Annotated in this window: 24 protein-coding genes; 12 read left to right on the top strand and 12 right to left on the bottom strand. The window is 70.1% G+C overall.

What is annotated here, in order from left to right:
- Nucleotides 1–16: 16 nt before the first annotated feature.
- From DYE07_RS10010 to DYE07_RS09995, 4 genes are all read right to left on the bottom strand, one after another.
- Nucleotides 17–526 (bottom strand): NUDIX domain-containing protein, encoded by a 510-nt coding sequence (locus DYE07_RS10010; protein ID WP_006943456.1) that lies wholly within the window; start codon nucleotides 524–526, stop codon nucleotides 17–19.
- On the bottom strand, nucleotides 523–1,662 hold the full coding sequence (locus tag DYE07_RS10005; protein ID WP_006943454.1) for an AI-2E family transporter: 1,140 nt from the start codon (nucleotides 1,660–1,662) through the stop codon (nucleotides 523–525). Before DYE07_RS10005 ends, DYE07_RS10010 begins: the two co-directional genes overlap by 4 nt.
- 12 nt (nucleotides 1,663–1,674) lie before the next feature.
- Entirely contained in the window at nucleotides 1,675–2,310 is a 636-nt protein-coding gene (locus DYE07_RS10000) for a ScbR family autoregulator-binding transcription factor (RefSeq protein ID WP_006943449.1), read from the bottom strand.
- A gap of 68 nt (nucleotides 2,311–2,378) precedes the next feature.
- Nucleotides 2,379–4,103 carry an FAD-binding dehydrogenase gene (locus tag DYE07_RS09995; protein ID WP_115296901.1) on the bottom strand — a complete coding sequence of 575 codons (1,725 nt, stop codon included), beginning with the start codon at nucleotides 4,101–4,103 and terminating at the stop codon, nucleotides 2,379–2,381.
- Nucleotides 4,104–4,312: 209 nt separating this feature from the next.
- Between DYE07_RS09995 and DYE07_RS09990 the strand changes: the two genes are divergently transcribed.
- Nucleotides 4,313–4,843 carry a GtrA family protein gene (locus DYE07_RS09990; protein ID WP_006943451.1) on the top strand — a complete coding sequence of 177 codons (531 nt, stop codon included), beginning with the start codon at nucleotides 4,313–4,315 and terminating at the stop codon, nucleotides 4,841–4,843.
- An 80-nt stretch (nucleotides 4,844–4,923) separates the two neighbouring features.
- Here DYE07_RS09990 and DYE07_RS09985 read toward each other — a convergent pair whose 3' ends face one another.
- A complete protein-coding gene (locus DYE07_RS09985; RefSeq protein ID WP_038569692.1) occupies nucleotides 4,924–5,703 on the bottom strand; it encodes a polyprenol monophosphomannose synthase in 780 nt (259 codons plus the stop codon).
- Nucleotides 5,704–5,851: 148 nt separating this feature from the next.
- Here DYE07_RS09985 and DYE07_RS09980 point away from each other — a divergent pair, with 148 nt between their 5' ends.
- Nucleotides 5,852–6,757, top strand: coding sequence for a coiled-coil domain-containing protein (locus DYE07_RS09980; protein ID WP_115296900.1), 906 nt, complete (start codon nucleotides 5,852–5,854; stop codon nucleotides 6,755–6,757).
- Here DYE07_RS09980 and DYE07_RS09975 read toward each other — a convergent pair.
- The 3 genes from DYE07_RS09975 to DYE07_RS09965 all read right to left on the bottom strand — a co-directional run bounded on the left by DYE07_RS09975 (nucleotide 6,708) and on the right by DYE07_RS09965 (nucleotide 8,927).
- The gene (locus tag DYE07_RS09975) at nucleotides 6,708–7,193 is read right to left on the bottom strand and encodes a hypothetical protein (RefSeq protein WP_006943448.1); all 486 of its coding nucleotides are present in this window, start codon (nucleotides 7,191–7,193) and stop codon (nucleotides 6,708–6,710) included. The two genes, DYE07_RS09980 and DYE07_RS09975, sit on opposite strands and share 50 nt — an antisense overlap.
- A 238-nt stretch (nucleotides 7,194–7,431) precedes the next feature.
- Nucleotides 7,432–8,634, bottom strand: coding sequence for an alpha/beta fold hydrolase (locus DYE07_RS09970; RefSeq protein WP_115296899.1), 1,203 nt, complete (start codon nucleotides 8,632–8,634; stop codon nucleotides 7,432–7,434).
- Complete coding sequence (locus DYE07_RS09965) at nucleotides 8,631–8,927, bottom strand: YciI family protein (RefSeq protein ID WP_038569695.1); 297 nt, start codon at nucleotides 8,925–8,927, stop codon at nucleotides 8,631–8,633. The genes DYE07_RS09970 and DYE07_RS09965 overlap by 4 nt, the downstream gene beginning before the upstream one ends.
- Before the next feature lie 118 nt (nucleotides 8,928–9,045).
- Here DYE07_RS09965 and DYE07_RS09960 point away from each other — a divergent pair, with 118 nt between their 5' ends.
- A complete protein-coding gene (locus DYE07_RS09960; protein WP_115296898.1) occupies nucleotides 9,046–10,779 on the top strand; it encodes a serine/threonine-protein kinase in 1,734 nt (577 codons plus the stop codon).
- A 100-nt stretch (nucleotides 10,780–10,879) separates the two neighbouring features.
- On the opposite strand, the gene DYE07_RS09955 is transcribed toward DYE07_RS09960, so the two are convergent.
- From DYE07_RS09955 to DYE07_RS09945, 3 genes are all read right to left on the bottom strand, one after another.
- A complete protein-coding gene (locus DYE07_RS09955; RefSeq protein WP_131941356.1) occupies nucleotides 10,880–11,749 on the bottom strand; it encodes a DDE-type integrase/transposase/recombinase in 870 nt (289 codons plus the stop codon).
- A gap of 146 nt (nucleotides 11,750–11,895) precedes the next feature.
- Nucleotides 11,896–12,318 carry a hypothetical protein gene (locus tag DYE07_RS09950; protein WP_074041356.1) on the bottom strand — a complete coding sequence of 141 codons (423 nt, stop codon included), beginning with the start codon at nucleotides 12,316–12,318 and terminating at the stop codon, nucleotides 11,896–11,898.
- A gap of 162 nt (nucleotides 12,319–12,480) precedes the next feature.
- A complete protein-coding gene (locus DYE07_RS09945; RefSeq protein WP_115296897.1) occupies nucleotides 12,481–16,215 on the bottom strand; it encodes a proline dehydrogenase family protein in 3,735 nt (1,244 codons plus the stop codon).
- A gap of 186 nt (nucleotides 16,216–16,401) precedes the next feature.
- Here DYE07_RS09945 and DYE07_RS09940 point away from each other — a divergent pair, with 186 nt between their 5' ends.
- The 8 genes from DYE07_RS09940 (at nucleotide 16,402) to DYE07_RS09905 (ending at nucleotide 24,363) form a co-directional block, all read left to right on the top strand.
- On the top strand, nucleotides 16,402–17,145 hold the full coding sequence (locus DYE07_RS09940; protein WP_115296896.1) for an AraC family transcriptional regulator: 744 nt from the start codon (nucleotides 16,402–16,404) through the stop codon (nucleotides 17,143–17,145).
- Nucleotides 17,146–17,383: 238 nt separating this feature from the next.
- On the top strand, nucleotides 17,384–17,881 hold the full coding sequence (gene rraA, locus DYE07_RS09935) for a ribonuclease E activity regulator RraA (RefSeq protein WP_074041128.1): 498 nt from the start codon (nucleotides 17,384–17,386) through the stop codon (nucleotides 17,879–17,881).
- A 215-nt stretch (nucleotides 17,882–18,096) separates the two neighbouring features.
- On the top strand, nucleotides 18,097–19,446 hold the full coding sequence (locus DYE07_RS09930) for a hypothetical protein (RefSeq protein WP_115296895.1): 1,350 nt from the start codon (nucleotides 18,097–18,099) through the stop codon (nucleotides 19,444–19,446).
- A 159-nt stretch (nucleotides 19,447–19,605) separates the two neighbouring features.
- Nucleotides 19,606–20,043, top strand: coding sequence for an AraC family transcriptional regulator (locus DYE07_RS09925; protein WP_115296894.1), 438 nt, complete (start codon nucleotides 19,606–19,608; stop codon nucleotides 20,041–20,043).
- A 344-nt stretch (nucleotides 20,044–20,387) separates the two neighbouring features.
- Nucleotides 20,388–21,500 carry a ferredoxin reductase gene (locus tag DYE07_RS09920; protein WP_115296893.1) on the top strand — a complete coding sequence of 371 codons (1,113 nt, stop codon included), beginning with the start codon at nucleotides 20,388–20,390 and terminating at the stop codon, nucleotides 21,498–21,500.
- Between the two features lie 187 nt (nucleotides 21,501–21,687).
- Nucleotides 21,688–22,944: a fatty acid desaturase family protein gene (locus DYE07_RS09915; protein ID WP_115296892.1), complete on the top strand. Its 1,257-nt coding sequence runs from the start codon at nucleotides 21,688–21,690 to the stop codon at nucleotides 22,942–22,944.
- 259 nt (nucleotides 22,945–23,203) lie between these two features.
- The gene (locus tag DYE07_RS09910) at nucleotides 23,204–23,842 is read left to right on the top strand and encodes a hypothetical protein (protein ID WP_115296891.1); all 639 of its coding nucleotides are present in this window, start codon (nucleotides 23,204–23,206) and stop codon (nucleotides 23,840–23,842) included.
- A gap of 152 nt (nucleotides 23,843–23,994) precedes the next feature.
- Nucleotides 23,995–24,363 carry a transglycosylase family protein gene (locus DYE07_RS09905; RefSeq protein WP_115296890.1) on the top strand — a complete coding sequence of 123 codons (369 nt, stop codon included), beginning with the start codon at nucleotides 23,995–23,997 and terminating at the stop codon, nucleotides 24,361–24,363.
- A 96-nt stretch (nucleotides 24,364–24,459) separates the two neighbouring features.
- Here the strand turns inward: DYE07_RS09905 and DYE07_RS09900 are convergent, their stop codons facing one another.
- A complete protein-coding gene (locus DYE07_RS09900) occupies nucleotides 24,460–25,281 on the bottom strand; it encodes a response regulator transcription factor (RefSeq protein ID WP_115296889.1) in 822 nt (273 codons plus the stop codon).
- Nucleotides 25,282–25,570: 289 nt separating this feature from the next.
- On the opposite strand from DYE07_RS09900, the gene DYE07_RS09895 reads away from it, so the two are divergent.
- Entirely contained in the window at nucleotides 25,571–26,479 is a 909-nt protein-coding gene (locus DYE07_RS09895; RefSeq protein WP_237723806.1) for a transglycosylase family protein, read from the top strand.
- Nucleotides 26,480–26,820 lie beyond the last annotated feature (341 nt).

Raw genomic sequence — 26,820 nt, 5'->3', positions numbered from 1 at the left:
GCGCAGGGCTGAACCCTCAGTCGCCGCGCCCGACGACACGCCCCACGCTCGATGGCTGCCGCGCGAGGCGCACGGCGCGCTGGATGCGGCGCGTCGACTTGTCGGGGTGCGGTAGTTCGTCGAGCGCGAACCATCCGGATTCGAGGGCTTCGCTCGCCACCTCGACCTCGGGTCGCTCGTCGCACACGACGCGGAAGATGACGTCGACGTGCCGGATCTCCGGGTCGAAATCAGTGGCCATGACGCTGCCCGGCTCGATGTCGAGGCCCGTCTCCTCACGCACCTCACGCACGACGGCGTCCTGCGGTTGCTCGCCGGCGTCGATGAGGCCGCCAGGCAGCGACCATCCGCTGCGGTGCGCCTGACGCAGCGCGAGCACGCGCCCGTCGTGCTCGATGATGGCGACGGCGCCGGCGCTGAACGTCGGCTGCATGGCGTGCACGATGCGGTGGCTGAGCCCGGCGGGCAGCATCCGGTAGACGCGCAGCGCGGCCATCCGCAGCGCTCCGGGACGCTCGGCGTTCACATGGCCTCCTTGGCGCGGCGTTCGAGCTGACGTTCGTCGACGGCGTCGAGATCCTCGTCGCCGTGTTCCTCGAGATGGTAGCTGCGCATCACCTTGACCATGTTGTTGACGACGGCGATGAGCGGCACGGCCGTGAACGCGCCGAACGCCCCGCCGAGCAGCGTGCCGGCGCTCACGCCGATCAGGATGACGACGGGGTGCAGGTCGACGAACCGTCCGAGGATGAGGGGGTTGACGAGGTTGCCGAGCAGCTGCACGAGCACCGTGAGGATCGCGACGAGCACGAGCGCGGTGACGAGCCCGTTGCCGACGAACGCGATGGCGAACATGAGCGCCGCGGCGAGCAGCACCCCGACGAGCGGGATGAGCGAGCCGAGGAAGATGACGACGGTCAGCGGGACGGCGAGGGGCACGTCCGCGAACCAGAGCACGGGCAGCATCGCCGCCGCGTTGAGCAGGGCGAGCAGCACGAGCGAGCGCATGTAGACGACGAGGGTGCGCCACGCCGCCGCGCCCGCGAGGTCGACGTGGTTGTGCGCGCCACGCGGCAGCAGCCGCACGATCCAACGCCAGATGGAGCCGTCGTCGGCGAGCAGGAACAACGCGCAGAACAGCGTGAGCAGCAGCGCCGACAGCCCGCCCGTGACGATGCCGACGTGCGCCGCCGCCCAGCCGACGATGTCGGCCGTGTGGTTGCTCAGCGTCGTTCCGAGGTCGGTCGTGTAGCGGCTCGCGGAGGTTTCGTCGATCTTCAGCGGCCCGTCGACGAGCCAGTGCCGCGCGCCCTGCTCGGCCAGCGTCAGCTGTCGGGCGAACTCGCCGCTGGAGTCGTCGATCTGCGCCACGACGAACGCGATCAGCCCCGCAGCCGAACCGACACCGACGAAGAACGCGATGACCGCGGATGTCGTGCGCCCCACGCCGCGCCGCACCAGCCACGACACGATCGGAGCGAGGAGCGCCGCGAACATCACCCCGGTGACGAAGGAGACGGTGACGACGCCGAGACGCGTGACGCCCCAGAAGAACGCGAGCACCCCGACGGCGATGGCGAGCAGGCACACCGACCACCACGCGGCCACCCGCACGCCGTACGGCACGGCCTCACGCGCCGACACCACCTTCTGCTGTTCCATGGCCCAAGAGTGTCACGCGGTGGGGCGGGCGCGACGCAGCGTCACACCGGTGAGCGCTTCGGGCCTCACGAGGGTCGCCCCGGCGTGCGTCCAGCACTGTTCGATCTCGGCGTGCAGGCGCGACGACGGATCGCTCGCGCGTGCTGACAGGTGCAGCCCGAGGACGGTCGCACTGAGCATGCGCGCCACGACGCCCGTGTCGACCCCGGCATTGAGGCACCCCGCAGCGGCAACCTCGTCGAGCATGTCGCGGGTCGTCTCCTGCCACACCCCGAACGACGCCGGACGCCCCGCGCCGTAGGTCTCGCGCTCGATCGCGAGCCGAGCCGTCGCCTGGAAGATCGGGTCGTCGGCGAGCCCGTCACAGGTGAGGTAGCCGTAGTCGACGAGGCGTTGCACCGGCGAGCCCGCCAGGGCGGCGACGGCGTCGCGCAGCCACGTCGTGTGCGCGGCGAGGACGGCGTCGGCGACCTCTTCCTTCGTGTCGAAGTGGAAGTACAGCGCGCGCTTCGTCACGCCCGAGCGCGTCACGATGTCGGCGATGGTCGCGCCGGCGAAACCGTGCTCGGCGAATGCCTCGGCGGCGCCCGTCAGGATGCGAGCGCGCGTCTCGTGCGCACGCGCCTGGGTGATTTTCCGCTGCGCCACCGAGCCACCCCCTCATGTTCGTCTCGTATTTCGGCCTGCGGATTCAATCACGAATTGCTATGTCGTCGTCATGCCACTCGGGAGGCGGCCACCCCGGCCGCTCGCCCGGAGAACAGGCATCCTCCGAGGAACGTGCCCTCGAGCGCGTTGAAGCCGTGGACGCCTCCCCCGCCGAAGCCGGCGGCCTCACCGGCGGCGAACAGCCCCGGCACGACGCGGCCACGAGCGTCGAGCACGCGCGAGTCGAGGTCGGTCTGGATGCCGCCGAGACTCTTGCGCGTCAGCACGTGCAGCTTGATGCCGACGAGCGGGCCCTGCCTCTCGTCGAGCACGCGGTGCGGCGCCGACACGCGCGCCAGCCGGTCGCCGAGGTAGCGGCGCGCGTTGTGGATCGCCATGACCTGCACGTCCTTGCCGTAGGCGTTGTCGACCTGCGCGTCACGCTCCTCGATCTGCCGACGCACGTGTGCCGCATCGAGCAGCGGCTCGTCCGTCAACTCGTTCATCTTCGCGACGAGCTCTTCGAGCGTCTCGGCGACGACGAAGTCCTCGCCGTGCTCGACGAAGTCGGCGACCGCTCGCGGCGCACCCTTCGCCAGACGCGCCCGCACGACCTCGCGGCGGCTCCCGGACGTCAGGTCGAGGTTCTGCTCCGAGCCGGAGAGGGCGAACTCCTTCTCCAGCATCGGTTGGGTGACGATGAACCACGAGTGGTCGTACGCGCGGATCGCCGGGTCGCTGCGCAGGTGACGCAGCGTGCCGCGCGTGTCGAAACCGGGCAGGCACCGCATCGGCATGCGACGTCCGATCGCGTCGAACCACAGCGGCGACGGGCCGGGCAGGATGCGGATGGCGTGCTGCGGCCACACCGGGTTCCAGTTTCGGATGCCTTCGGTGTAGTGCCACATCCGATCACGGTTGACGAGGCGCGCGCCCGCGTCCGCGGCGATCTCGAGCATGCGCCCGTCGACGTAGGCGGGCACCCCCGTCAGCATCGAACGCGGCGCCTCGCCGAGATCCGCCGGCCACCAGCGCCGCACGAGGTCGTGGTTGCCACCGATGCCGCCGCTCGCGACGATGACCGACGGCGCCGTGAACTCGAACCCGCCGACGACGTCGCGGTTCGAGGCGACACCGCGCTCCGCGTCGTCGGGAGCGAGGACGCTCCCGCGCACGCCGGTGACGGCGCGAGCACCACCGTCGGCAGGGGTCTCGACGATGAGTTCGTCGACGCGATGACGGTGCGCGAACGTCAGCAGGCCCCGGGCCTCGGCATCGAGCGCCTTCTCGACGAAGGGGCCGCTCACGCCCGTGCCGGTGCCCCACGCGATGTGGAAGCGGGGCACCGAGTTGCCGTGACCCCCGGCGCGACCGTCGCCTCGCTCGGCCCACCCGACCATTGGCGTGAGCTCGATTCCGTTCTCGCGCAACCACTCCCGCTTGCCGCCGGCCGCCCACTCGACGTAGGCGCGCGCCCAGCGCTTTCCCCAGACGTCCTCACCGAGGGGCTCACCGGACGCGTTCGCCTCACCCTCGAGGCGGTCCCACTGGGCGCTGCCGCACCAGTCCTGCCACGCGAGCTCGAGGCTGTCGCGCACCCGCAGGCGGCGCTGCTCGGGCGAGTCGACGAGGAACAACCCACCGAACGACCAGTGCGCCTGAGCGCCCAGATTGGCGCGATTCTCCTGCTCGACGACGACGACGCGGCGCCCCCGCGACGTCAGTTCGGCCGCCGCCACGAGACCTGCCAGCCCCGCGCCCACGACGATCGCGTCGAAACTCTTCCCGTCCATGCCCACCTCCAAAGTCTCGTCGCACGCACTGTCTCGGGACGACGCGTCACGTCGCGGCCTGTATCGAACGCCAGGGTTCGATGTGATGCCGATCACTGTACTCACGGGTTTTCGGGCGCATCGACGAACGACGAAAAGGCGCTGCGCGGCCGTCCGATGTGCTGACGTTCTCAGCCCGTCAGAAGGCGCAATGGGTAGCATCGGACGTTATGACCTCACGGACCGCAGCGGCGCGCCCCGACGAGACGCCCGCGGCCGGAGCGTCATCGCTCGGGGCCGACTCGTCCGGGCACCAGGCGACTACGGCGTCGTCCCCGCTCGCCGCGTTCTGGCGCGAGCTCAGCACGTTCGGCATCATCGGCGTGCTCAACATCTTCATCGACATGGGCCTGTACAACTGGCTGCGCGCCGGCCCGCTCGACGGCAAGGTGACGACCGCGAAGATCATCTCGGGCGCCGTGGCCACCGTGTTCGCATGGGTCGGCAACCGGTACTGGACGTTCCGTCACCGCGAGAACCGTCCGCTGCACCACGAGGTCGTGTTGTTCTTCGCCGTCAACGGTGTCGCACTCGCCGCCACCTCGGCCTGGGTCGCGTTCGCGCACTACGTGCTGGGGGCCCGCGGCGCGTTGTGGGAGAACGTGCACGCCCTCATCGGCATCGGAATCGGCACCATCCTGCGCTTCGTCGCCTACCGGACGATCGTGTTCGGCGCCGCCGCAGAGGATCCGAAAGCCTGACGCGCAGGAGCGGGATCAGGGGGCTGAGCGCCGTGCGCCCACCCGGGACACGAGGTGCCCGACCACATCACCCTCGAACGCTAGGACCGTCGCGCCCGCACCCGCGACAGGAGGTGCCCGGCCTGTTCGCGCCGCAGTTCGAGACCCCAGCCGGCGACGGCGAGCAGCGCCTCGCTGATGATGTTGCCCGACATCTTCGACGTGCCGAGTTCGCGCTCGCTGAATCGGATCGGGTGCTCGACGATGCGCGCCCCGGCCCGGATCGAGCGCCACGTCAGGTCGATCTGGAAGCCGTAACCGGCTGACGTCACGCTCGCGAGGTCGATCTGGCGCAGCAGCGTCGCGCGGTAGACGCGGAACCCGGCCGTCGCGTCATGGACTCGGGTGCCGAGCATCGCCTGGACGTAGACGTTGGCGCCGCGGCTGAGGATCTCGCGGTTCTTCGGCCAGTTGACGACGGAGCCGCCCTTGATCCAGCGGGAGCCGATGACGAGGTCGGCGCCGGCCGCGAGCGCGAGCATCGCAGGCAGTTCCTCGGCCGGGTGCGAACCGTCCGCGTCGATCTCGACGAGCGCGTCGTAGCCGCGCTCCAGACCCCACGCGAAACCGGCGAGGTAGGCCTTGCCGAGGCCCTCCTTGCCGCGACGGTGCATGACGTGCACGTGGGCGTCGGCCGCCGCCATCTCATCGGCGAGCTGCCCTGTCCCGTCGGGCGAGTTGTCGTCGAGGACGAGGATGTCGGCGTCGGGGACGGCACTCCGGATGCGCTCGACGATGACCGGCAGGTTCTCCCGCTCGTCGTACGTCGGCACGAGAACGAGCACTCGCTCGATCGGTGCGCGATCCGCTGCGTCGACCACCAAAGACCTCCCCACGAGCGCCAGGCGGGCGCCAGGCTGTGCATACCCTATCGGTGGCGACGGACAATGGAGCAATGAACCCAGCACGAATCGCCGTCGCCGGGCACCCGCAGGCCCTCGTGCGACGCACACCCCCCGGCCGGGCCGCATGAGCGCCGACATGAACGTGGGCACCGTCGCCGAGGCCGTCACGACGCTCTACGGCGGCGACCCGGCCGACTTCGTCGCGGTGCGCAAGGAACTCGCCGCAGCCGCACGTACCGCCGGTGAGCGCGATGCTGCCCGCGAGATCGCCGCGCTCCGCAAGCCCACCGCCGCGGCCGCGGCCGTCAACCACCTCGACGACGGCGCCATCAGCGACGTCCTCGCCCTCGGCGAACAGATGCGTGCCGCGCAGACCTCGCTCGACGCGGCCACGCTCAAGGAGTTGTCGGCCCGACGGCAGGAACTGCTGCAGCAGATCGTCACGCGGCACGACCTGAACGGCTCGCTCGCCGAGGCCGTGCACGCCACGCTGCTTGCGGCGATCGCGGACCGGCAGGCAGCCGACGCCGTGGCGACCCGCGCACTCGTGCGGCCACTGAGCTACAGCGGGTGGGGCGACGTCGACCTCACCGACGCCGTCGCGCACCGCGACGCGCCTGCGCGCCCCGCGCTGCGACTCGTCGCCGGCGGTACGCCTGCCCAAGACCGAATCCGCGGTGCTGCGGCCGCGACATCAGCCCCATCCGCTTCCTCCTCCGCGGATGGAGCCTCCCCGCAGGTCGCCGACACCCAGAGCCGGCGGGATGAGGACGAGCAGGAGAAAGCCGAACGTGGGGCCGCCGAGCGCGAGAGCGCCCAGAGGCGGCGGGCCGAGCAGGAGCAGCGCGAGAAGGCAGCGCTGGCCGAGATGGATGCCCGCATCGCGCGGTTGCGAGTCCGCGTCGAGGCGGCGCAGAAGGCCTACGACGCAGCGAGAGCGGCCCGCGACTCGGCGCGGGCCGCTCTCGAAGAGGCGTTGCTCAGGCGCTCTTCGATGCCTGGGGGAACATCGTCGAGCAGTAGCTCGTGAGGTCCTCGACGGCGCTGTTGTACGACGTCGTGTCGACCGTCTTCGCCGGCTTCTCCGCCTTCTTCAACGCATCGACCTGAGCCGCAGCTGCGTCGGCCTTCTTCTTGAACGACGAATCACCGGACTGCTTCCCGTCCGAGCGCAGCGAATCCGCGAGCGAACCCATCGTCTTCGTCGCCTTCTGCAGGTCGGCGTCCTTATGAGAGTCGACGGCGTCGTTCCACGCCGCGTTCGCCGAGACGACCTGGCTGTTCGACGAGATGCAGGCCTTGCGCAGCGCAAGTGTCGCGCCGGGCTTGCCGGAGGCCGAACTCGACTGGCTGACCTGCACGCTCGGGTCGTCGCCGCTGTTGCCGCAGGCACCGAGCGTGAGCGTCAGACCGGCGCAGGCACCGAGCACCGACAGCGTGCGGGCGGGTCGAAGAGTGAAGGTCACTGGGTCCTCTCAGGAAGGTCGGGGTGGGTCACGATGACGGACGATCGACTCCACCGTGACACATTCGTGACCTTGGCGGCCAGTCAGCACGCGGTGACACCCGCCACGCACAGTGCCATCCACCAGCGACCAGAACCAGCGCGCGCGAGGCGATCCTGAGCGAGCGGTGGTAAACACCATGCACGGCGCCGGCAATCGGCGGCCCGAGCCGGGCGTCGGGCTCGGGCCGTCTTGCTCGTCAGGACGCTGCCGCCCCCACGATGCAGCGTGCGACCCACCCCGCGGCCTCGTAGATCGGCACGTGGCCGAGGCCGGGGCCTTCGAGGAACGTCCAGGCCGGGTGACGAGCGGCGATGCGACGCGCCGCGGAGACGGGCACGAGGCGATCGCACTCGCCGTGCACGAGCGTGACGGGCACCCGCAACTCGCTCAGCACGCGACGGTAGCGCGGGCTTCCAGCAGCCACGACGAGCGAGTTGGCGGCCCGCACGAGCCCGGGCACGGCGTCCTGGTTCTCGGCCAGAGCACGGACCTCCTCGACGGAGCGTCGCATCACCCACTTCGGCACGCGATGCGGGTCGGCGACGACCGTCAGGACGCCCTCGACGCCCATGCGGTCGATGCCGCGGCGCGCGGCGTAACGCGGGATGACGCGTCGCGCCGCGGGTGGACACATGTAGAGGGAGAAGGTGACGAGCACGGACCAGTGCGGCCGATCCTGCGGGTGCAGCGGCAGCACGGGGTCGACGAGCACGAGACGCGACACGAGCTCAGGGTGCTTCGCGGCCGTCATCGCGACGATCATCCCGCCCATCGAGTTGCCGACGAGGACGACGTCGCTCAGACCGAGTTGACGCAGGTACGCCGCGAGCAGATCGACGTTGTCGGAGACGGCTGAGCGGTTTGACCCACTCGTGCGGCCGAACCCTGCGAGGTCGAGCGCCAGCACGCGACCGTGCTCGGTGAGGAACGGCCACAACGGCTCCCAGTTGGCGAGGCTGCCGCCGAGACCATGAACGAGCACATACGTCGGGCGACCAGTCGGCGCGGCTTCGGGGTGGGGCTCAGTGTCGGCGGCACCAGGGTCGGCCGCAGCGTCAGCCGCGGAGTGCTCCCGCTGCTCAACGGCGAGCGACGCGTTCACGCCCGGGACGTCGACACCCCCGTCACTCGAGGCGTTGTCGGGCTGATCATCAGGCCCGCTGTCTCGGTGGAAGACCTCGACGCGATCGTCCCCGATGTCGATGACGACGCTCGTGATCGGTGGCAGGTTCGGCTCCGGCAGATCTGCGTTCGACAGCGACATATTCTTGTGGCTCGACGATGCGCCCTCAGACGCCGGTGTTTCGTCAATGTCTGCCCTCTCGGCGAGGCCCGAGGTGTCGACGAACGAGGTACCGGACGTGCCGTCAGGTGCGGGCTCGCGTGGCGTCTCCGTCATCGTTCGAGGTGTTCGGCGAACGTCGGCGCCTGCGAGCCGAGGACGGGCGTGTAGGGGCGGATCGTGCGTTCGACGACGATGCCCTCGAGCAAGAACGGGTCGCGGTCGAGGCGCTCGGCGACATCCTCACGCGTCGGCGCGGCGATGACGAGCAGCGCACCGTCGGGCTCGGCGAGGGGTCCGGACAGCAGCATGCCCTCGACCTGCGAGAGGTAGGTGCGGTGCTCGGGGCGGTGGGCGTCGCGGGCGGCGACGTCGTCGGAATACGTGTAGGTGACAGCGAAGATGGCCATGATCTCTCCTACGCCACGCGCCGGTCGGCGGGCAAGTCGGGGTTGGTGCCCGAGAGTAGCCCCAGACGCGGCGGCGCGCCCATAGGATCGTCCCAACGAGGCAGGGAGGGAACTCGGCGTGAGCGAGGGTTGGCAGCTGGGAAGCCGCTACACGCTCGAGCGGCAGATCGGCTCGGGCGCGATGGGGCAGGTGTGGGTCGGGCATGACGTCGACGGCCACACCCTGGCCTTCAAACTGCTGCGCCCCGAACTCGCCGACGACCCCGGCGTCGTCGCGCGCTTCCTGCAGGAACGCAACCTCCTCGTCGGCCTGCGCAGCCCGTACGTCATCCGCGTGCACGACCTCGTCGTCGAGGGCCCGCGCCTCGCGATCGTCATGGACTACGTCGCCGGCGACTCCCTGCGCGCCCTCCTGCAACGGCGCGGCAACCTGCCCCCGCACGATGTCGCGACGCTCGGCGCCCAGATCGCACAGGGCCTCGCCGCCGTCCACGGCGCGGGTGTGCTGCACCGCGACCTCAAGCCCGAGAACGTCCTGCTCGCCGAAGGCCCTGACGCGATGTCGAGGGCTGCGATGTCGAGGGCTACGACCGAGACCGCCTTGCCCGCCGCCGCATCGACGCGGACGTCCACCGACGCGCTGGGCACTCTCGTGCCGAGGCTCGCCGACTTCGGGGTGGCCTCCCTCGTCACGCAGACGGGGCAGGTTGCGACGGCGAACGTCATCGGCACGCCGCAGTACCTCGCGCCCGAACTCGGCGACGGGCAACCGAGCGGACGTGCGGGCGACCTCTACGCGCTCGGCGTCACGCTGTACGAGATGGCGTGCGGCGCGGTGCCGTTCCACGCGGACTCGCCCGTCGCGTTGCTGCGCCTGCACGCCGATCACGCGCCGACGCGCCCCGACGACATCCCCGATGCCCTGTGGGTGCTCATCGCCGAGCTGCTCGCGAAGAACCCGCACGAACGCCCCGACGATGCCGCAGCCGTGGCACAGCGACTGTGGGCCATGACGCCGCAGTTCGCCGGCGCCCCCGCCGCGCCCGTGCTCAGCGCACCGCCGCGGACGTCACGGATCGTCGCCGCAGGGGCGTCGGAAAGTCCCGCGCCCATCGGATCGCCCGTGCCCATGTCAGGCGCCGCCGCGGCGGCGGCGCTGCCTGCGGGCGCAGGTGGGGCGGTCGGCGCGGGCGGCGTGGGTGGCGTGGCCGGCCCGGGTGGGGCGAATCCCGCCGATCACCTGGGCACAGCGTCGGCGACGAGCGACACTTCGAGCGGGGGGCAGCACCGGCGCAGCGTCTGGCTGGCGGTGACGCTCGTCGCCGGTCTCGCTCTCATCGCGCTCGTCGCGTGGCTGCTGCTGCGCGACTCCTCCTCGTCGCATGGCGCAGCTCCGGCGCCGTCATCGTCCACGTCGAGTCGTTCGGCGCAGCCACGAGACGTCCCCCTGTCGGGCGCGCTGTCGGGCGGGGCGCGCACGGCGAGCGTGCGCGTCGGCGGATCTTCGTACGACGACGCCGTCGTGCCGTTGCTCACCGACCGTCAGGCGTGCACCGCCGCGGCACAGTTCGCCCTCGATCGTCGCTACGACGAGGTGGCGTTCACCGTCGGCGCCACCGACGCCCAGCCCGGGGGGACGAACATGCAGCCCGAAGGTACGACGACCGTGACCGTCCGCGTCGACGGCAGCGCCAAGCAGACCGTCACCCTCGGCGGCAAGCAGGCCAAGACACTCCGCGTGCCCGTCAGCGGTGCCCGGACGTTGAGCGTCGACACCGACTCGATCGGCTGCTCGCCCGCGCTCGACACCGCCCCGGTCGCCCTCGTCGCCGGCACCCTGCGCACATCCTGACGCTCTGGATACCCCCGGCGCCACCCACTCACTCAGGCCCCGCCCACCTGCGATTTTCGTCCACATTCGCGAATCTCGGTGGATGTCAACCTGTGGTGAGTCACTCAGGGCCGGGATGGTTGATTCCGGCCCACGCTTTCGGGGCGGGCACTGGCGCGCGGTGGCCGCGGAAACGTTCGGGGTGACGCGCCTGGTAGTAGGCGAGGCTGACTTGGCGGCGAGCGTGCAGCATCTTCCACGACCCGTCGTGCACCTGCGCGGGCGTGTACAGCGCGATCCCACTGTGGTGGTGGGCATGGTTGTACCAGTGCACGTGCTGCGCGACGTACGTGCTCGCCTCCACCAGCGACGCGAACACGCCCGGATACGACGCCCGATTCTTCAGGGTGCGGAACTCGGACTCGATGTACGGGTTGTCGTTCGACACCCGCGGACGCGAGTGCGACACCTCGATGCCATGTGCCGTGAGGAACTCGTTCAGCAGGTTCGAACGCATCACCGCGCCGTTGTCGGCGTGCACGACCTGCGGCACGCACCCACCCTCCGCCGCGATCGCGGCCATGAACAACGCCATCGCATCAGCAGTGCTCTCACGCTGGTGCACACTCGCGACGATCACCTTGCGGCTGAAGATGTCGATGATCGCGTACGCCTTGAACGCCACACCCCGAAACGCGGTGGGCAGGTCGGTGATGTCCCACGCCCACACCTGGTTCGCGCCAGTCGCCAACACCTGCGGTTTCACCCGCGCCACCGCCCGCTCACCCGCCGCGCCCGACTGCTCGACTGTGGCCTGCTCGACTGTGGCCTGCTCGCGGCGCACGCGCGCGGCGATACGCCACCACGAACGCAGACTCGCTTCCATGAAGCCCTCGTCCCACGCCTTCGCGAACGCGCCCGCGACACCCAAACCGCCCGTGCGCCCCGCACTGATGAAACCCGCGACCCGCGCGCACACCGACGCGCTCAACCTCGCTGGCTGCTCCCGCTCACGCTGCGGCACAGGCGATACCGCCGCAGCAACGTCACGGCCATGGTGGTGGCGGGCGTGCCACGTGCCACGCGAGACACCAGCGACCTGCAGCGCACGGCGCTGACTGAACCCCGCCAGCGCGCTCAGGTCTCGGATGAGGTCGTTCTCGGCTGCGATGAACGCTCGGGTGGCGTCGTCGGGGGCGTATCGGGCTCGTGCGCGTGCCAGTGTTGCAAGAGCCCGATAGCTTTTCCCAGCGACTCGTTCGCCTGACGTAGCCCGTCAGCCTCGGTCCGTAGCCGCGCGACTTCCGTGGCGTGGCGGCGTTCTTGCGCGGCGAGTTGTTCTTCCAGCCGGCGCATCTGATCAGAGCGAATATGGTCCATCGAGCCACCCTGACGCGGCGTGAGGCCACGGTCAAGATCACCACGGACATACTCACTACGCCAGCGACGTAACTGACTCGCCGTGAACGGCTGCTGCGCCAACCACGCCGTTTTCTGCCCGAACGCCAACCCCAGATACGTCACTACCGCATCCCGCTTTTCCTCGACCGTGAACACCACGCCTCCTCAACACAAGTGACTCACGACCAGGCTGGCACTTAGGGTCTGGCCCACACTCGCGAATCTCGTCCACATTCAACTCGAACCAACTGCGTGACGAGCCGCCCCTGACGGCTCGTCACGCAGTAGACCTCGGTGGGTCACCGATTCGGCGTCAACCGGTCAGCGCATCAGCTCCGGCGCGACGTGGCCGAAGCGGTGCAGTGTCCGCGAGATGGCCTGCTCGCGCAGGAACGTCAGCAGTTCCCGGCGTCCCGTCGACAGCACCTCGCCGAACAGCGGCGTGATGCTCGCGCCCTGGTCCTCGCCGGGAGCTGAGGCGAGCGCGGCGGCCGTCTCGCCGTCGGCGTCCGCGCCGACCATGCGGATGCGCAGCGGCTCGCCGTCGCGCGTGCCCTCACGGCACCACGTGACGAACTGCGCCGAGCTCTCGACCGACCCCATGCGGTTCAGCCAGACGAGTGCCTGACGTCCCTCGCCCGTCGCCGCCAGGCGCGTCAGCGCCGGCTGCAGCGCGACATCCCACGACAGGTACACGCTCGAACCGACGAGGTGCGCTCCGAGTACGAGTCGCGCCACCTCGGCGAGCGTGCGGTCCGCGACGGCGTCGACGTCGCCGTCCGCCGAAGTCTCGCCGAGCTCGGCGCGCACGACGACCTGCGGCTGCGGGCGGTAACGGAAGACGTTCGACTCGGCGCGCAGCGACGACGGGTCGGCCTCGATGCCGAGCTCCTCGCGCCACGCGAACGCGTCGGAACGCAGCGACGCATGCAGCCACTCGCGGTCGGCTTCGTTTCGCGCCAGCGGCGACAGGATCTCGAGCAGGTCGCGCACCCGCGGCATGATCGGCGCGCCCTGACGCGCGACGCCGTCAGGCACCCACGTGCCGAACTGCGCGACGTAGTTCGGCCCGCCCGCCTTCGCGCCGGGGCCAATGACGGATTCCTTCCACCCGCCGAAGCTCTGACGCTGCACGATCGCGCCCGTGATGTGACGGTTGACGTAACAGTTGCCCGCTTCGACGTGCTCCTGCCAGTACGTGACCTCGTCCTCGTCGAGGCTGTGGATGCCAGCGGTGAGGCCGAACTGCGTCGCGTTCTGCAGTTCGAGCGCCTCCTCGAGCGTGTCGGCGTGCATGAGGCCGAGCACGGGGCCGAAGACCTCGGTCATGTGGAAGAACGAGCCGGGCTTCACGCCGTCCTTGAGGCCGGGGCTCCACAGGCGGCCGGTGTCGTCGAGCTGCTTCGGCTCGACGAGCCACGTCTCACCCGGTTCGAGCGTCGTCAGCGCCTTGAGCAGCTTGCCCGACGGCGGCTCGATGACGGGGCCCATCGTCGTGCCGAGGTCGCTCGGCCAGCCGACGCGCAGCGACTTCACGGCGTCGACGAGCTGCTCACGGAACCGCTTCGACGTCGCGACCGAGCCGACGAGGATGCCGAGCGAGGCAGCCGAGCACTTCTGCCCGGCGTGCCCGAACGCCGACTTCATGAGGTCGGCGGCGGCGAGGTCGAGGTCGGCGGCGGGCGTGACGACGAGTGCGTTCTTGCCGCTCGTCTCACCGAACACGCGCGCCCCACCGGCGTGACGCGCGCGCCACCCGGCGAACAGGCGACCCGTCTCGATCGAGCCGGTGAGGATGACGGTGTCGACGTCGTCGTGCGCGACGAGCGCGCGGCCGTTGTCGTCCTCCTCGACGCGGACGACCTGCGCGGCGTCGCGCGGGATGCCCGCAGCCCACAGGGCCTCCATCGCGACCTCGACGCAGCCGACCGTCTGCGGTGCCGGCTTGATGACGACGGCCGATCCGCTCGCGAGCGCCGCGAGCACCGAACCGATCGGGATGGCGACGGGGAAGTTCCACGGCGGAGTGACGAGCGTGAGGCGGTGAGGCTCGAATCGTGCTCCGTCAGAAGCCATTCCGGTGACCAACTCTTCGCAGCGGTCGGCGTAGTAGCGCGCGAAGTCGATCGCCTCGGAGATCTCCGGGTCGACCTGGTCGATCGTCTTGCCCCCCTCGGCGGCCGCGACGGTGACGAGATCACCGCGACGCTTCTCGATCTCCCGCGCCGCCTCACGCAGCAGCGCGGCACGCTCGGCGTTGGAACGCCCGGCCCACCCGGCCTGCGCCGCGACGCCGCGCGCGACGACGTCGTCGACCATCTCGCGCGACGTGAGCTGCGGCGACGTCAGCGGCGCCGGCTGACGCGTGACGGCCTCACGCGCCCACTCGCGCACCGCGGGCAGCGCCGGGTCGGAGTCGGCCGTGTTCTCGAAGAAGTCTCCGATCGGCGCGCGCTCGGGCGAGCGTCGCGGGCCGACGGGCGTCGAGGCGATCGCGTCGATCGACTCACGGAAACGTCGCTCCTGGTCCTGCATCGCCGACAGCGCACCGGTGCCGACGAGGCCGTCACGCACGTACTTGTGACGCTCGGCCGCACCCTCGTCGTGGCTGAACATGGCGTGCAGGAAGTTCTGCTCCGCCGCGTTCTCCTCGAGGCGACGGATGAGGTAGGAGACGGCGACGTCGAAGTCCTCGCGCTTCACGACGGGCGTGTAGAGCAGGACGGTGCCGACGTCGGCCTTCACGGCGCGCGCCTGCGACGGCGCCATGCCCTGCAGCATCTCGACGTCGAGGTGCTCGCTCACACCACGCTTCTCGGCGAGCAGGTGCGCCATCGCGACGTCGTACAGGTTGTGCGAGGCGACACCGAGGCGGCACACCTCCATCGCGTCGGCGCGCGTCGCGCGCTCGATGAAGCGCAGGTAGTTCGCGTCGACGTCCTCCTTCGACGTGTACGGCGCCTGCTTCCAGTCGTGCAGTTCGGCCTCGACGCGCTCCATCGCGAGGTTCGCGCCCTTGACGAGACGCACCTTGATGCCCGCGCCACCGTTGGCCTTGCGCTCCTTCGCGAACGCGATGAGACGCTCGAGCGCCGGCACCGCGTCCGGCAGGTAGGCCTGCAGGACGATACCCGCCTCGAGGTCGTGGAATTCCGGCTCCGACAGCAGGCGCGTGAACAGCTCGATCGTCAGGTCGAGGTCGCGGTACTCCTCCATGTCGACGTTGACGAACTTCTTCTTGATGTCGCCGCGGTTGACGTTCGCGGCGCCCCCACCCGGCTGGCCTGCGTCGGCGTTGGCGTCATCGGTGTTCGCCGATGGCGACGACGCGTCGCTCACCGTGCCGTTCGCGACGCGGTAGATCGGACGCAGCCGCTCGAGGGCGCGCTCGACGGTGCCCTCGGCGTCCCACGTCGAGATCTGCGAGACGAGGCAGCTGACCTTGATCGAGACGTAGTCGACGTCGTCGCGCGCGAGCAGTTTGCGCGTCTCCTCGGTGCGACGCGCGGCCTCGGCCTCACCGAGGACGGCCTCCCCGAGCAAATTGATGTTGAGGCGGAAGCCGTCGGCGTGCGCCTTGGCGAGGTGCTTCGCGAGCGTCGGGTCGCTCGCGTCGACGACGAGGTGGCCGACGAGCTGACGCAGACGCGTGCGCGCCGCGGGCACGACGACGGGCGGCATCGTCGTCGCGAGGCGGGAACCGAGGCCGAGCAGCTTCGCGTCGAGCTTGCCCATGAACCCGGTCGCCTCGTTCGACGACAGGCGCGCGAGCTCGCGCGCAGCGGCCGTGTTGTCCTCGGGGCGCGCGACGCGGTCGACGAACTTCACCGCGAGGTCGAGGCCCTTCTCGTCACGCAGCAGCGCGCCGAGCTGGTCGCTCGTGCGCTTCTCGGCCTTCGTCTGGCCGGCCTCGGTCGCGTCGCTCCAACGGTTCGCGAGGGCGACGGCGTCTTCGACGAGGTCGTGCAGTTCGGCGAACGTCGCAGCGTCGTCGGACGGGGTGGTGTCGACGGTGGTGGCGCCCGGGGTGCGGGGTGCGTCAGTGATCTGGCTCATACCACCAGTCAAACCCCTCCTGACCGCTAAAGTCTTGCCCGCCTGCCGCAGCCTCGCCGCGGGTATCGGCCAGAACGGCTCGTCGTGACGGTTCGTGTCGCCGGCGGGACGGGAAGACCCGGGGACCTGTGGGGCTGGCGAGGTCTGTGGGCCTGGCGGTGCCGACGCGCCCGCTACCCTTCCCTCATGACGACGGCACCGACGCTCGACGCCCTACGTGGCGCGCTCGGACCCGCCGTCCTCGAAATGGTCGATCACCTGCCGGGCACGATGTTCTGCGTCAAGGGTGCGGACGGTCGCTACCTCGCCGTCAACCCGACGTTCGTCGAGCGCACGAACAAGCGCTCGCGCGGTGACGTCGTCGGGCGTCGCGCGGCCGAACTGTTCGTGCCGGAGCTCGCCGAGCGCTACGAGGAGCAGGACGCGCGCGTCCTGTCGTCCGGCAAGCCGCTGTTCAACGAGCTCGAGCTGATCCGCGCCTCGGGCGGGCCGTTTCGTTGGCACATCACGGCGAAGGTGCCGCTGCGCGACGAGGCGGGGCGTGTCGTCGGCATCGCCAGCATGTCGCAGGACGTCGGCGAGGCCGCCGAGGACGACCCGGCGATGACGTCGCTCGGCGCCGTGCGCGCCTACATCGACGCGCACCTCGACCAGCCGGTGACGTCGCAGGCTCTCGCCCGCGTCGCGGGATGCTCGGTCGACACGCTGGAGCGACGTTCGCGCCGCGTGTTCGGACGGTCGCCGCGCCAACTCGTCCTGTCGTCACGCATCGACGCCGCGCGCGAGATGCTCACCGCCAAAGAGCTGACGCTGGCGCAGATCGCCGACCGCTGCGGCTACTCCGACCAGGCCGCGTTCAACCGCACGTTCACGCGCCTCGTCGGCATGCCCCCGGGACGTTATCGCCGCGAGCGCAGCACCCAGGGCTGACGTGACCCGACCCGATCCGACCTGATCCCGAGCCCCACCCCAGCCAACGGCCGGCACCGCCCGCGCGCCGACAGCATCCCGATTCTGCGATCTTCGTCCACCTTCACCGTTCATCGCTCCGACCCGGCCGTCACCGCCGCGACTCATCTTGATCCGCGGCCCGCGACGCCCCATGGGGCGTCCTCGCGAAATAGCGTGGACCTGCACGCCCCTCGAACCCGACGAAAGGACGCCTCTCATGGCCGACATCGCCACCGCCGACCTCTATGACGAGCTCGGCGACGCGCTCGACTCGTGCTCCACCCAGTTCACTCAGTACGGCGGACGCGCGCGGTTCAACGGCACGATCGTGACGATCAAGTGCTTCCGCGACAACCAGATCGTCAAGGAGACACTCAACTCGCCGGGCGCGGGCAAGGTGCTCGTCGTCGACGGCGACGGCAACGTCGAGAGCGCCCTGATGGGCGACATGATCGCCGAGGCCGCCGTCGCGAACGGGTGGGAGGGCGTCATCATCAACGGCGCCATCCGTGACAGCGCCGCCGTCGCGAAACTCGACCTCGGCACCAAGGCTCTCGGCACGAACCCGCGCAAGTCGGCGAAGGACGGCAAGGGCGAGAAGGACGTTCCGGTGACGTTCGGGGGCGCCACGTTCACGCCCGGCGACCATCTGTGGAGCGACGAGGACGGCATCGTCGTCACGTCCGCGGAACACGCCTCCACCTTCCTGTCCTGACGGGCCCGACAAGCCCGACCTGATGCCGCTCTCGACGCAGCCCGCCTGGCAGGTCTGCCTCGCAGGTCCGGCCGACGTCGATGCCACCCGCGCACCGCGTTGTCCGCGTGCCGCGCCGAGCCGGGCCGGGCCGCACCGTGCCACCACATGCCGCGACGCGATCGAACGCCCCGCGAGAGTGGCGAGGGGCCACCTGCTCGCCTACCGTTACGCCCATGAGTTCAACTGTCGCGTGCATCGGTTTTACCGACCCCGCTGCCCTGGCCGCCCTGGCGCGCGACAAGGGTGCGCCGGCGCACGAGTTGTCGAGCACGACGCGTTGGGTCGACTCGAGTGGCGCGATGCTGTTGCTCGACCGCACGGCGCAGTACGCGCGCCCTGGTTTCGACACGCCGGTGCGCACTCCGTACCGCGGCATCACGCCGCTCGAGAACGGTCTGGCGCAGGTGACGCTGACGGACGTCTCGGGTTTCGAGCTCGACCCGTTCACGGTCGTACCGAACAACCGGTACACGGTCGGTTGGGCCGCGGTGGGGCGCGTCGCGCTCGTCGCGATGGGTGTCGACACCGAGTTCTTCGCGACGGTCGAGGATTTCTTCGACTCGCCCCGCAGTGCGATGCCCGGCGTCGAAGGTGAGCCGCCGGCCGAGGTCAAGCAGTTCGGTCTGCCGTGGCCGCCGCCGATGGAGATCGAGACGTTCCTGCCCGCCACGTCGAGCGATTCGCCTCTAGCGACGTTGAGCGGCACCGTCCAGTTCGCCGAGATCCGCACGAACTCCGTCACGGGCCACGAGTTCCTCGTCTCCCGCATCGCGACGGTGTGCGGCGAGATCGACCTGTGCACGCCCGTCCCCCTCGACGGCGTGCCGGCACCGGGGTCGGTGACGGTCGGTCAGGTCGAGCTGCTCGCCGGTTTCCCGGCGCACGGTCTCGACGACCCGTCGGCCGCGTACGACTCCCCCGCCGAACGCGTCGGCCCGACGTTCCGTGACGGCGACCCGCACTCCCCCGACGACGTCATGCCGATGGATGCCCCCGATCTGCCCGACGGCCTCGTCCTCGGCGAGGACGGCGTCGTGCGCACCACCGAGGAGCACGCAGCGTGGAAGGGCGGTGACCCCGAGGCCGGGTTGCGCCCGAAGCCGGTCCCCACGCCCTCCACGCGCGAAGAAACCTCCACCGAGGACGCCCTCGACGCCCGACGCGAACTGCCCGCCGAGCCTGACGTGGTCGAGCCCGGCGCCGACGAAGCGGGCGAGTCGATGGGTGTTTCTCAGAGCGGACGCCCCCAGAACGCTGATGCCGCGAGCGCTGACACCACTGACACCCCCGACGCGACTGATACGCCCGGTGCGCCGTCACGTGCGGCGAACCAAGCGCCCACCTCCGGTGCCGCACGCACCGACGTCCCTGGCGCGTCGACCGAGACGCCGAACCAACCGCCGGCCTCCGGTGCGGCGACCCCCCAGACGCCCGAAGCAACCGCCGCCAGCGCCTCCGACGACGACAGCGCCCCGCGCCCGGGCGAGACGCGTCGTGAGTGGCGGGCTCGCACCGGTCGCTGACGGCGCGCAGGTCAGCCGGCGGGGCGGTCACCCACCGTACGGGTGCCGTCGCGGTTGGGCTCCAGCACGTCGAGCTCGCCGGCCCATCCCTGCGGGCCGGCGTCGCCTGTCTGCTCCGAACACTTGAAAACCTTCCAAATTCTTGGCTAGACCTGGCGCATGAGCGACTACCCAGAACGCCACGCCTTGGGCAGGATCGATGTCATCGACCTCGAGGATCTTCCCGCGCTCAGCCGCGATGTTCCCCTCGACCTGCCGAGCATCCAAGCCGGGTGGCCCGACTTCGAGCACGCCTTCGACTCCCTGAAGGGGCGACGCATGATGGGCCTCGTCTACGGCGGATCGCACATCTACCGCATGTGCTTGATTCGGTTGGATCGCGACGCCGCAAATTCGCTGGGTCTGGACGAGACGACGATCCCGGGTGGCGCCTACCTTCGGCTGCGCCTACGAGGTGAAGCGCCGGAGGTCTACGGGCACATCGGCGAGGCGTTCGACGTCCTCTTCGGCTCGGCAGATCACGACTCGTCCCGTCCGCAGATCGAGAGTTATCGACGTGAAGGCGAGGTCGACTGCCTCCTCCCGATCCTGGCGTAGTTGACGAGGGTCCCCCACCACAGACCGCTTTACGTCATGTCGCTGATGGCGATCCCATCACCGAGGACGGTGGCATGGCGCCCTGAGGGGATGACTTTGCGATCTGCGAGGGTGAACGTTCGTCATCTCGTCAAGCCTCCTGGATGTTGTGTCATGAACGCGCGCCATTTCACGCGTTGATGACACAAGATCGCGCCGGGGTCGGCGAGCGCCGAGCACCCCGTCAGCCACGCCCTCGCCGCTGCCCCACCGAACCCGCCAGTTCGTCCGCAGAGACGAAGGTCCCAGAGCTGCTCACCCCGGCGGCGGAAGCTTTTGTCAGTTGTGAGAGGCACAATGTCTGAGTGAACTCCGCTCTGCCACCGCGCCCTGCCCGCTCGTCAGGCACCCCGCGCCGCGGCTCGCTGCTCAAGCGCGCCGCGTGGCGCGCTGCCGAGGTGTTCACGACGCCGGCGCCGCCGCAGGAGTTCGCGCGCCTGTTCAACCCGCTCGTCTCGAGCCGTCAGCTGCGCGGCGTCGTCACCGCCGTGCGCCATGAGACGGCGAACTCGGCGACGATCGAGTTCACGCCCGGTGGCACGTGGGACGCGCACAAGGCCGGCCAGTACGCGCGCATCGGCGTCGAGATCGACGGGGTGCGCAACTGGCGCTCGTACTCCCTCGTCACCGCCGAGGGCCACGACCCGGCGATCACCGTCACCGCTGTCGGGCGCGTCTCGAGCCACCTCGTGCACCACACCGAGCCCGGCGACGTGCTGTTCCTCGCTCCGCCGCAGGGCGACTTCCTCCTGCCCACCGGCCCGCGCCCCCTGCTCATGCTGACGGCGGGCAGCGGCCTCACGCCCGTCATGTCGATGCTGCGCACCCTGCTGCCGCAGCGGCGCGACGCGGACGTCGTCGTCATCCACTCCTCGCGCAACTCCGACGAGACGCTGTTCCTCGACGAACTCACGCAGATGAACGACGCACACCACAGCCTGACGCTCGTGCACCGCTTCACCGGGCACGAAGGCCGTCTCGATCTCGCGACGACGCATGACCTCGACACGCTCTGCCCCGACTGGCGCAGCCGCAAGACGTACGTCTGCGGGCCGCAGGAGATGCTCGACGACGCCGAACGCCTCTGGCACAGCGAGGATCTGCCGCACGAGCTCAGCGTCGAACGTTTCGCCCCGACCTTGTTCGCCGACCCTGACGCGCGCGGCGGCGTCGTCACGTTTGAAAAGGCCGACAAGGAGGCCCGCGCCGAGGGCAACACAACGCTGCTCGAGGTCGGCGAGGACGCGGGCGTCCTGCTTCCGTCCGGGTGCCGCATGGGCATCTGCCGCACCTGTCTGACGCCGCTCGTCAGCGGGACCGTGCGCAATCTGTCATCGGGCGAACTGTGCTCCGACGAGGGCGAACTCATCCAGACCTGCATCAGCGCCGCCGTGGGCCCGGTCCACCTCGACGCGTGAGTAGTGATGACGTCACCATGACCACCCACGGCGCATTCCGCCGACCCGACGCGCCCGCCCTGAGCGCACGATCCCGCTGCGGCGTCAGCCCCTCGACGCCCCGTCACTCCGCGCTGACCGGACGCGCGGCCACCTCACGTCCTCTTTCCCCATCCGGCGAGAACGAACCCGACCAGGAGTTCAGCTCATGACATCCGTCCTCAACGCCCTCAAGCCCGGCGCCGCCGATTCGAAGACGGCCCGCGCGGCCGCGAAGCCCGACAAACGCACCGGCGTCCTGCCGACGCACGGCCACCTCGCCGTGCGCCCGCCGACGGCCGCGCACCTCAGTGACGACGACGTCGAACGCCTCGGCGCCGAACTCGACGCGATCCGTGACGAGGTGCTCGCCGAGCGCGGCGCGAAGGACGCGGCGTACGTCAAGCGCATGGTGAAGATCCAGCGTGCGACGGAACTCGCGGGCCGCGTCTGCATGATCGGCAGCCGCTCGAAGATCGTGTGGAGCGCCGGCGTCGGCCTCATCGCGCTCGGCAAGGTGCTCGACAACATGGAGCTCGGCCACAACGTCCTGCACGGGCAGTGGGATTGGATGCGCGACCCCGACATCCACTCGACGACGTGGGAGTGGGATTTCGTCGCGCCCGCCCGCGGCTGGCAGCACACGCACAACGACCTGCACCACACGTGGACGAACGTCATCGGCAAGGACCGCGACGTGGGCTACAACATCTTGCGCGTCAGCGACGACCAGCCGTGGAAGCCGCGCGACCTCGCGAACCCGCTCGTCAACCTCGTGCTCGCGCCGATGTTCGAATGGGGCATCGCGAGCTACGACATCGAGTGGGATCAGTACAAGGCCGGGTACAAGTCGCGAGAGGCCGTCATGGCCGACATCGCGGCGCTGCGCGACAAGGCCATCGCGATGGTCGCCAAGGACTACGTCGCGACGCCGCTCGCTGCGGCCACCGTCGGCGCGCTCGTCGGCAAGGCCCTCGGACGACCGACGAACTTCCGTTCGACGGCGCTGCGCGCGCTCGGCGGCACCGTCGCGGCGAACGCGCTGCGCAACGTCTGGGCGCACGCCGTCATCTTCTGCGGTCACTTCCCCGACGGCGTCGACACCTTCGACGAACGCATGATCGACGGCGAGACGCGCGGCGACTGGTACATCCGGCAGATGCTCGGCTCGGCGAACATCTCCGGCACCCGCACGTTTCACACGCTGACGGGCAACCTCAGCCACCAGATCGAGCACCACCTCTTCCCCGACCTGCCGAGCAACCGCTACATCGAGGTCGCCCCCAAGGTGCGCGAGATCTCCGAACGCTATGGCCTGCCGTACAACACGGGACGATTCGGGCGTCAGCTCGGCTCGACGTGGAAGAACATCTGCGTCCTCGCAGTCCCGACACGTGACGAATGGGCCGCCTACCGCGCCGGTTGATCGCCTCTGTCCCTCGACGAACCCGCACGTCCTGTCTCGACGGGAGTGCGGGTTCGCACGCTACGTCGGACGGGCGTGAGAGCGCGCAGTAGCACCCAACCCGCACGTTGCCGTCGCGACTGGGCGCGATAGTTCGCGTATCCGCTGAGCGCACAGCTAGCCGAGTCGCCGCCACCCTGTGAAGTAGCTCATAATGGGCTGTGCATGCCCGATCTGCTCGAGACCGAGCCTCGCGGGCCTTCATCGAAAGGTGACTCACGTGTCACTCACCTCCCGCGTCGCCGCCGGTTTCGGCACCGCGCTCGTCGCTGTCTCGTTCGCCGCTCCGGCCCTCGCCGAGCAGCCAGCCCCGAAGCCGACGATGCCCGCCACCATCGAGCAGCTGGCTGCCAAGCTGCCGCCGTTCCCCGGCGAGAACGCCACGGACGCGCAGATCGAGGCGTGGTTCCAGCAGGCGTCGAAGGCGCTCGGCCTGCCGCCCTTCCCGGGTGAGAACGCCACGGACGAGCAGGCGTACACGTACGTCAAGGCCGTCGTGAAGCTGCTCGGCCTGCCGGCGCTGCCCGCGATGGACGCCTCCGACGCCGAGTACGACGCGTGGGCCGGCAAGGTCGCCACGATGTTCGGCCTGCCGAAGCCGCCGTCGGCCAACGCGTCCGAAGCACAGTGGGACGCCTGGTTCACCGAGCTCATGAGCATGTCCGGCATGCCGCAGGTGCCGGGTGGCATGCCGCACAAGCCGGGCACGTCCCACGCCTCGTCGAAGCCGGCCGGCCCCGTCGTCCAGACCGACCGCGTCGCGCCGTCGTCGAACACCGGCGCGCTGACGGGCGCTGCCGCGCTCGCGTTCGCCGCGGCGGGTGTGACGCTCGTCATGCGTCGCCGAGCATCGCGCTGACGTAACGCTTTTCCCGGGTGACGCCCGTCGAGCCACGGCTCGGCGGGCGTCGCGCGTTTGCGGCGGGCCGGGGCTCGGTCATTAGACATGTGGAGAACCCGCACGGAGCAACACCACTTCGTGCCCGCTCACACTTTCCGAGGCGACGCCACATGTCGCACTCGACCATGAACATCCGTCACCGCGCCGCCGCCCTGGCCGGCGCAGTCGCCATCGTCGGCACCGCAGGCGCCGGCCTCGCGAGCACCGCTTCCGCAGCGACCGGCTCGGGCGCGCAGAGCACGCTCGCCGCCATCAAGTTCTGCGAGAGCTCGAACAACTACCAGGCGCAGAACCCGTCGTCGACCGCCTCGGGCGCCTACCAGTTCCTCGACACGACGTGGCAGGGCCTCTCCGCCGCCAAGGGCTACTCGAAGGCCAAGTACGCGCCCGCGTCGGTGCAGGACGCCGCGGCCCTCGAGTTGTACAACCAGGCCGGCACCTCCTCCTGGGCCGCCAGCTCCAGCTGCTGGGCCACGTAAGACCTCTCGGCACGATGTGTCGTGCCGGTGACGCCCCCGTCAGGATTTGTCCTGACGGGGCGTCGTGCTGCCCGGGCAGGCCGGGGTTGGGGCCCGTCAGGACGCGCGTCGCACGACGCCGTCGAGCTGAGCGGCTGAGTCGACGATGCGGTAGCCGACGCCACGCACCGTCGTGATGTCGTGGCGACCGAACGGGCGGTCGAGCTTGCGCCGCAGATGGCTGACGACCTGGTCGACGAGGTTCGACGTCGCCGCATCGAGCCCGCCCCAGACGTCGTCGACGATGCGCGCGCGTGACACCACGTGCCCCGCGTTGCGCATGAGCAGTTCGAGGACGGCGTACTCACGGGCGGTGAGGTCGATCGCCACCTCACCCCCTTGCGCGCCGCTCACCACGTCGCGGGTGGTGGCCCCGCCCGGCTCGGCAAGGGCGTCACCGATGCTGGCGTGATCGATGCCGGCGTCACCGGTGGCGGCGTCGTCGAGCGTTCTGACGGCGACGCGCGCCGCGCGATCCAGACGGAGGGTCCCGACGCGCAGTTCGTCCTCGACGAGGTGCGGGGCCCTACGCGTCAGGGCTCGCAGGCGTGCGGCGACCTCGGCGAACGGCACGGGTGAGGTGACGACGTCGTCGGCGCCCGCGTCGAGCACGTCGACGAGGTCGGCCGATTCGCCGCGGCGAGCCATGACGAGGATCGGCGCGCGCTCGCCGTCGCCGCGCAGGGCGGTGACGACGGGGACGTCGTGCGTGCCGGGTCGGGCGCTGCAGATGACGATGACGTCGGGTTCCGCCTCGCTCGCCAACCACAGCGCTTCGCCGCGCTGAAAGGCCGCCTGCACGACGTACCCCTCCTGCGCGAGCGCCGGCTGCAGACGTGCCGACGTGCGGCCGGATTCGTCGACGATGAGTGCCTTCATGACGGCGACGCTAAGAACCTCGCCTTTGATTTCGATAAGAACGCCGGCCGTCACGCGCCCTCTCTGAGGCACCGACGGACCCTCGCCCGGCGGCTCGCCGCGACGCGGTGCTTCTGTCGAAAACTGTTGCCCCACAAGCGATCAGAGCCGCCCGCCGTCGACAGGATGCGATGACGGCACGCCTCACAGCAGGCTCACAACGTTTCGTCGCCGTCAGAGTCGCGTCAGCCGCCCGCAACGAAGCGTCGGCACGGTGGATGACGTCAACAGACCGACGAGAGGAACAGTCATGACCCACTTCGACACCACCACCGACCCGATCCGTTCGCACGACACCACGGACGCCGCACCCAAGCAGAAGCGCAAACGCGCCATGACGCTCGCGAGCGGAATCGCGCTCGTCGGCGTCGCCGGTGCGGGCCTGGCCTCCACCGCGAGCGCCGCGACGTCGACGTCCTCGTCGTCCGCGTCATCGGTGCTCGCCAAGATCAAGTCCTGTGAGAGCGGCGGCAACTACCAGGCCGTCAACGCCTCGAGTGGCGCCTCGGGCGCCTACCAGTTCTTGAACTCGACGTGGAAGGGCCTGTCGGCCTCCGCCGGCTACACGACGGCCGCCTCGGCGCCCGCGTCGGTGCAGGACGCCGCCGCCCTCGAGCTCTACAACCAGGCCGGGACGTCGCCCTGGGCCGCCTCGAGCAGCTGCTGGTCGAGCATGACGAGCGCGCCCACGACGAGCACCTCCAGCTCGTCGACGAGCGCCTCGCCGAGCACGAGCGCCACATCGGGCACGACGACGTCCACGAGCACGAAGGCGTCGAGCGCGTCCAGCTCGACGGGCAACAGCTCGAGCACGACGACGAGCGTGTCCAACTCGAAGAGCAGCACCGCGAGCACGAAGGCGGCGCACCCGGGCAAGACGAAGGCGCACGGCAAGCCCGCCCCGGCGCAGCACGGCAAGCCGGGTGAGAAGGCCAAGCCGCAGCCCAAGCCGGCGACGGTGAAGCATGGCAAGACTGCACCCAAGCCTGCTCACGCGAAGGCCGCACCCAAGCCGCATGGCAAGGACGCGAACAAGGCGCTGCCGAAGGCCAAGCCGGTCGGCAAGCACCACGCGAAGGTGGCCCCGAAGCCCCTGACGAAGCCGGCCAACTCGCTGGCGCCGCACGGTTCGCACGCTCCGGCGAAGGCTGCGGCCTGAGCCGCGCCGCGCTTTCCGTTCATGACGGGAGCGCCCTACCCGTCGCGTGAACGCCGGTCGGGCCCGGGCGTGAGATGCCGGGGTGAGTGCGAGCCGTCGCATTCACCCCGGCATCTCACGATCCACGCCGGCGACGCGTGTGCTCACCTGCGATTCTCGTACCCATCGGCGATTTTCGTCCACATTCACCGTCGTCCTCAACCACGCCGGAAGCTGGGCCCAGAGCGACGAGCTCCACGACCCATGACGGCGAGTCACGACGACGGACCGGCGCCCCGCACCCACACCCACACCCGACGGCAGACCAAACCCCACCGACTGAAAGTCTGTCGCCACCACGC

This window comes from Dermacoccus nishinomiyaensis, assembly GCF_900447535.1.
In the GTDB taxonomy this organism is placed as follows: domain Bacteria; phylum Actinomycetota; class Actinomycetes; order Actinomycetales; family Dermatophilaceae; genus Dermacoccus; species Dermacoccus nishinomiyaensis.
The sequence above is the reverse complement of the archived record's forward strand: the minus strand, read 5'-3'. Positions and strand labels throughout refer to the sequence as shown.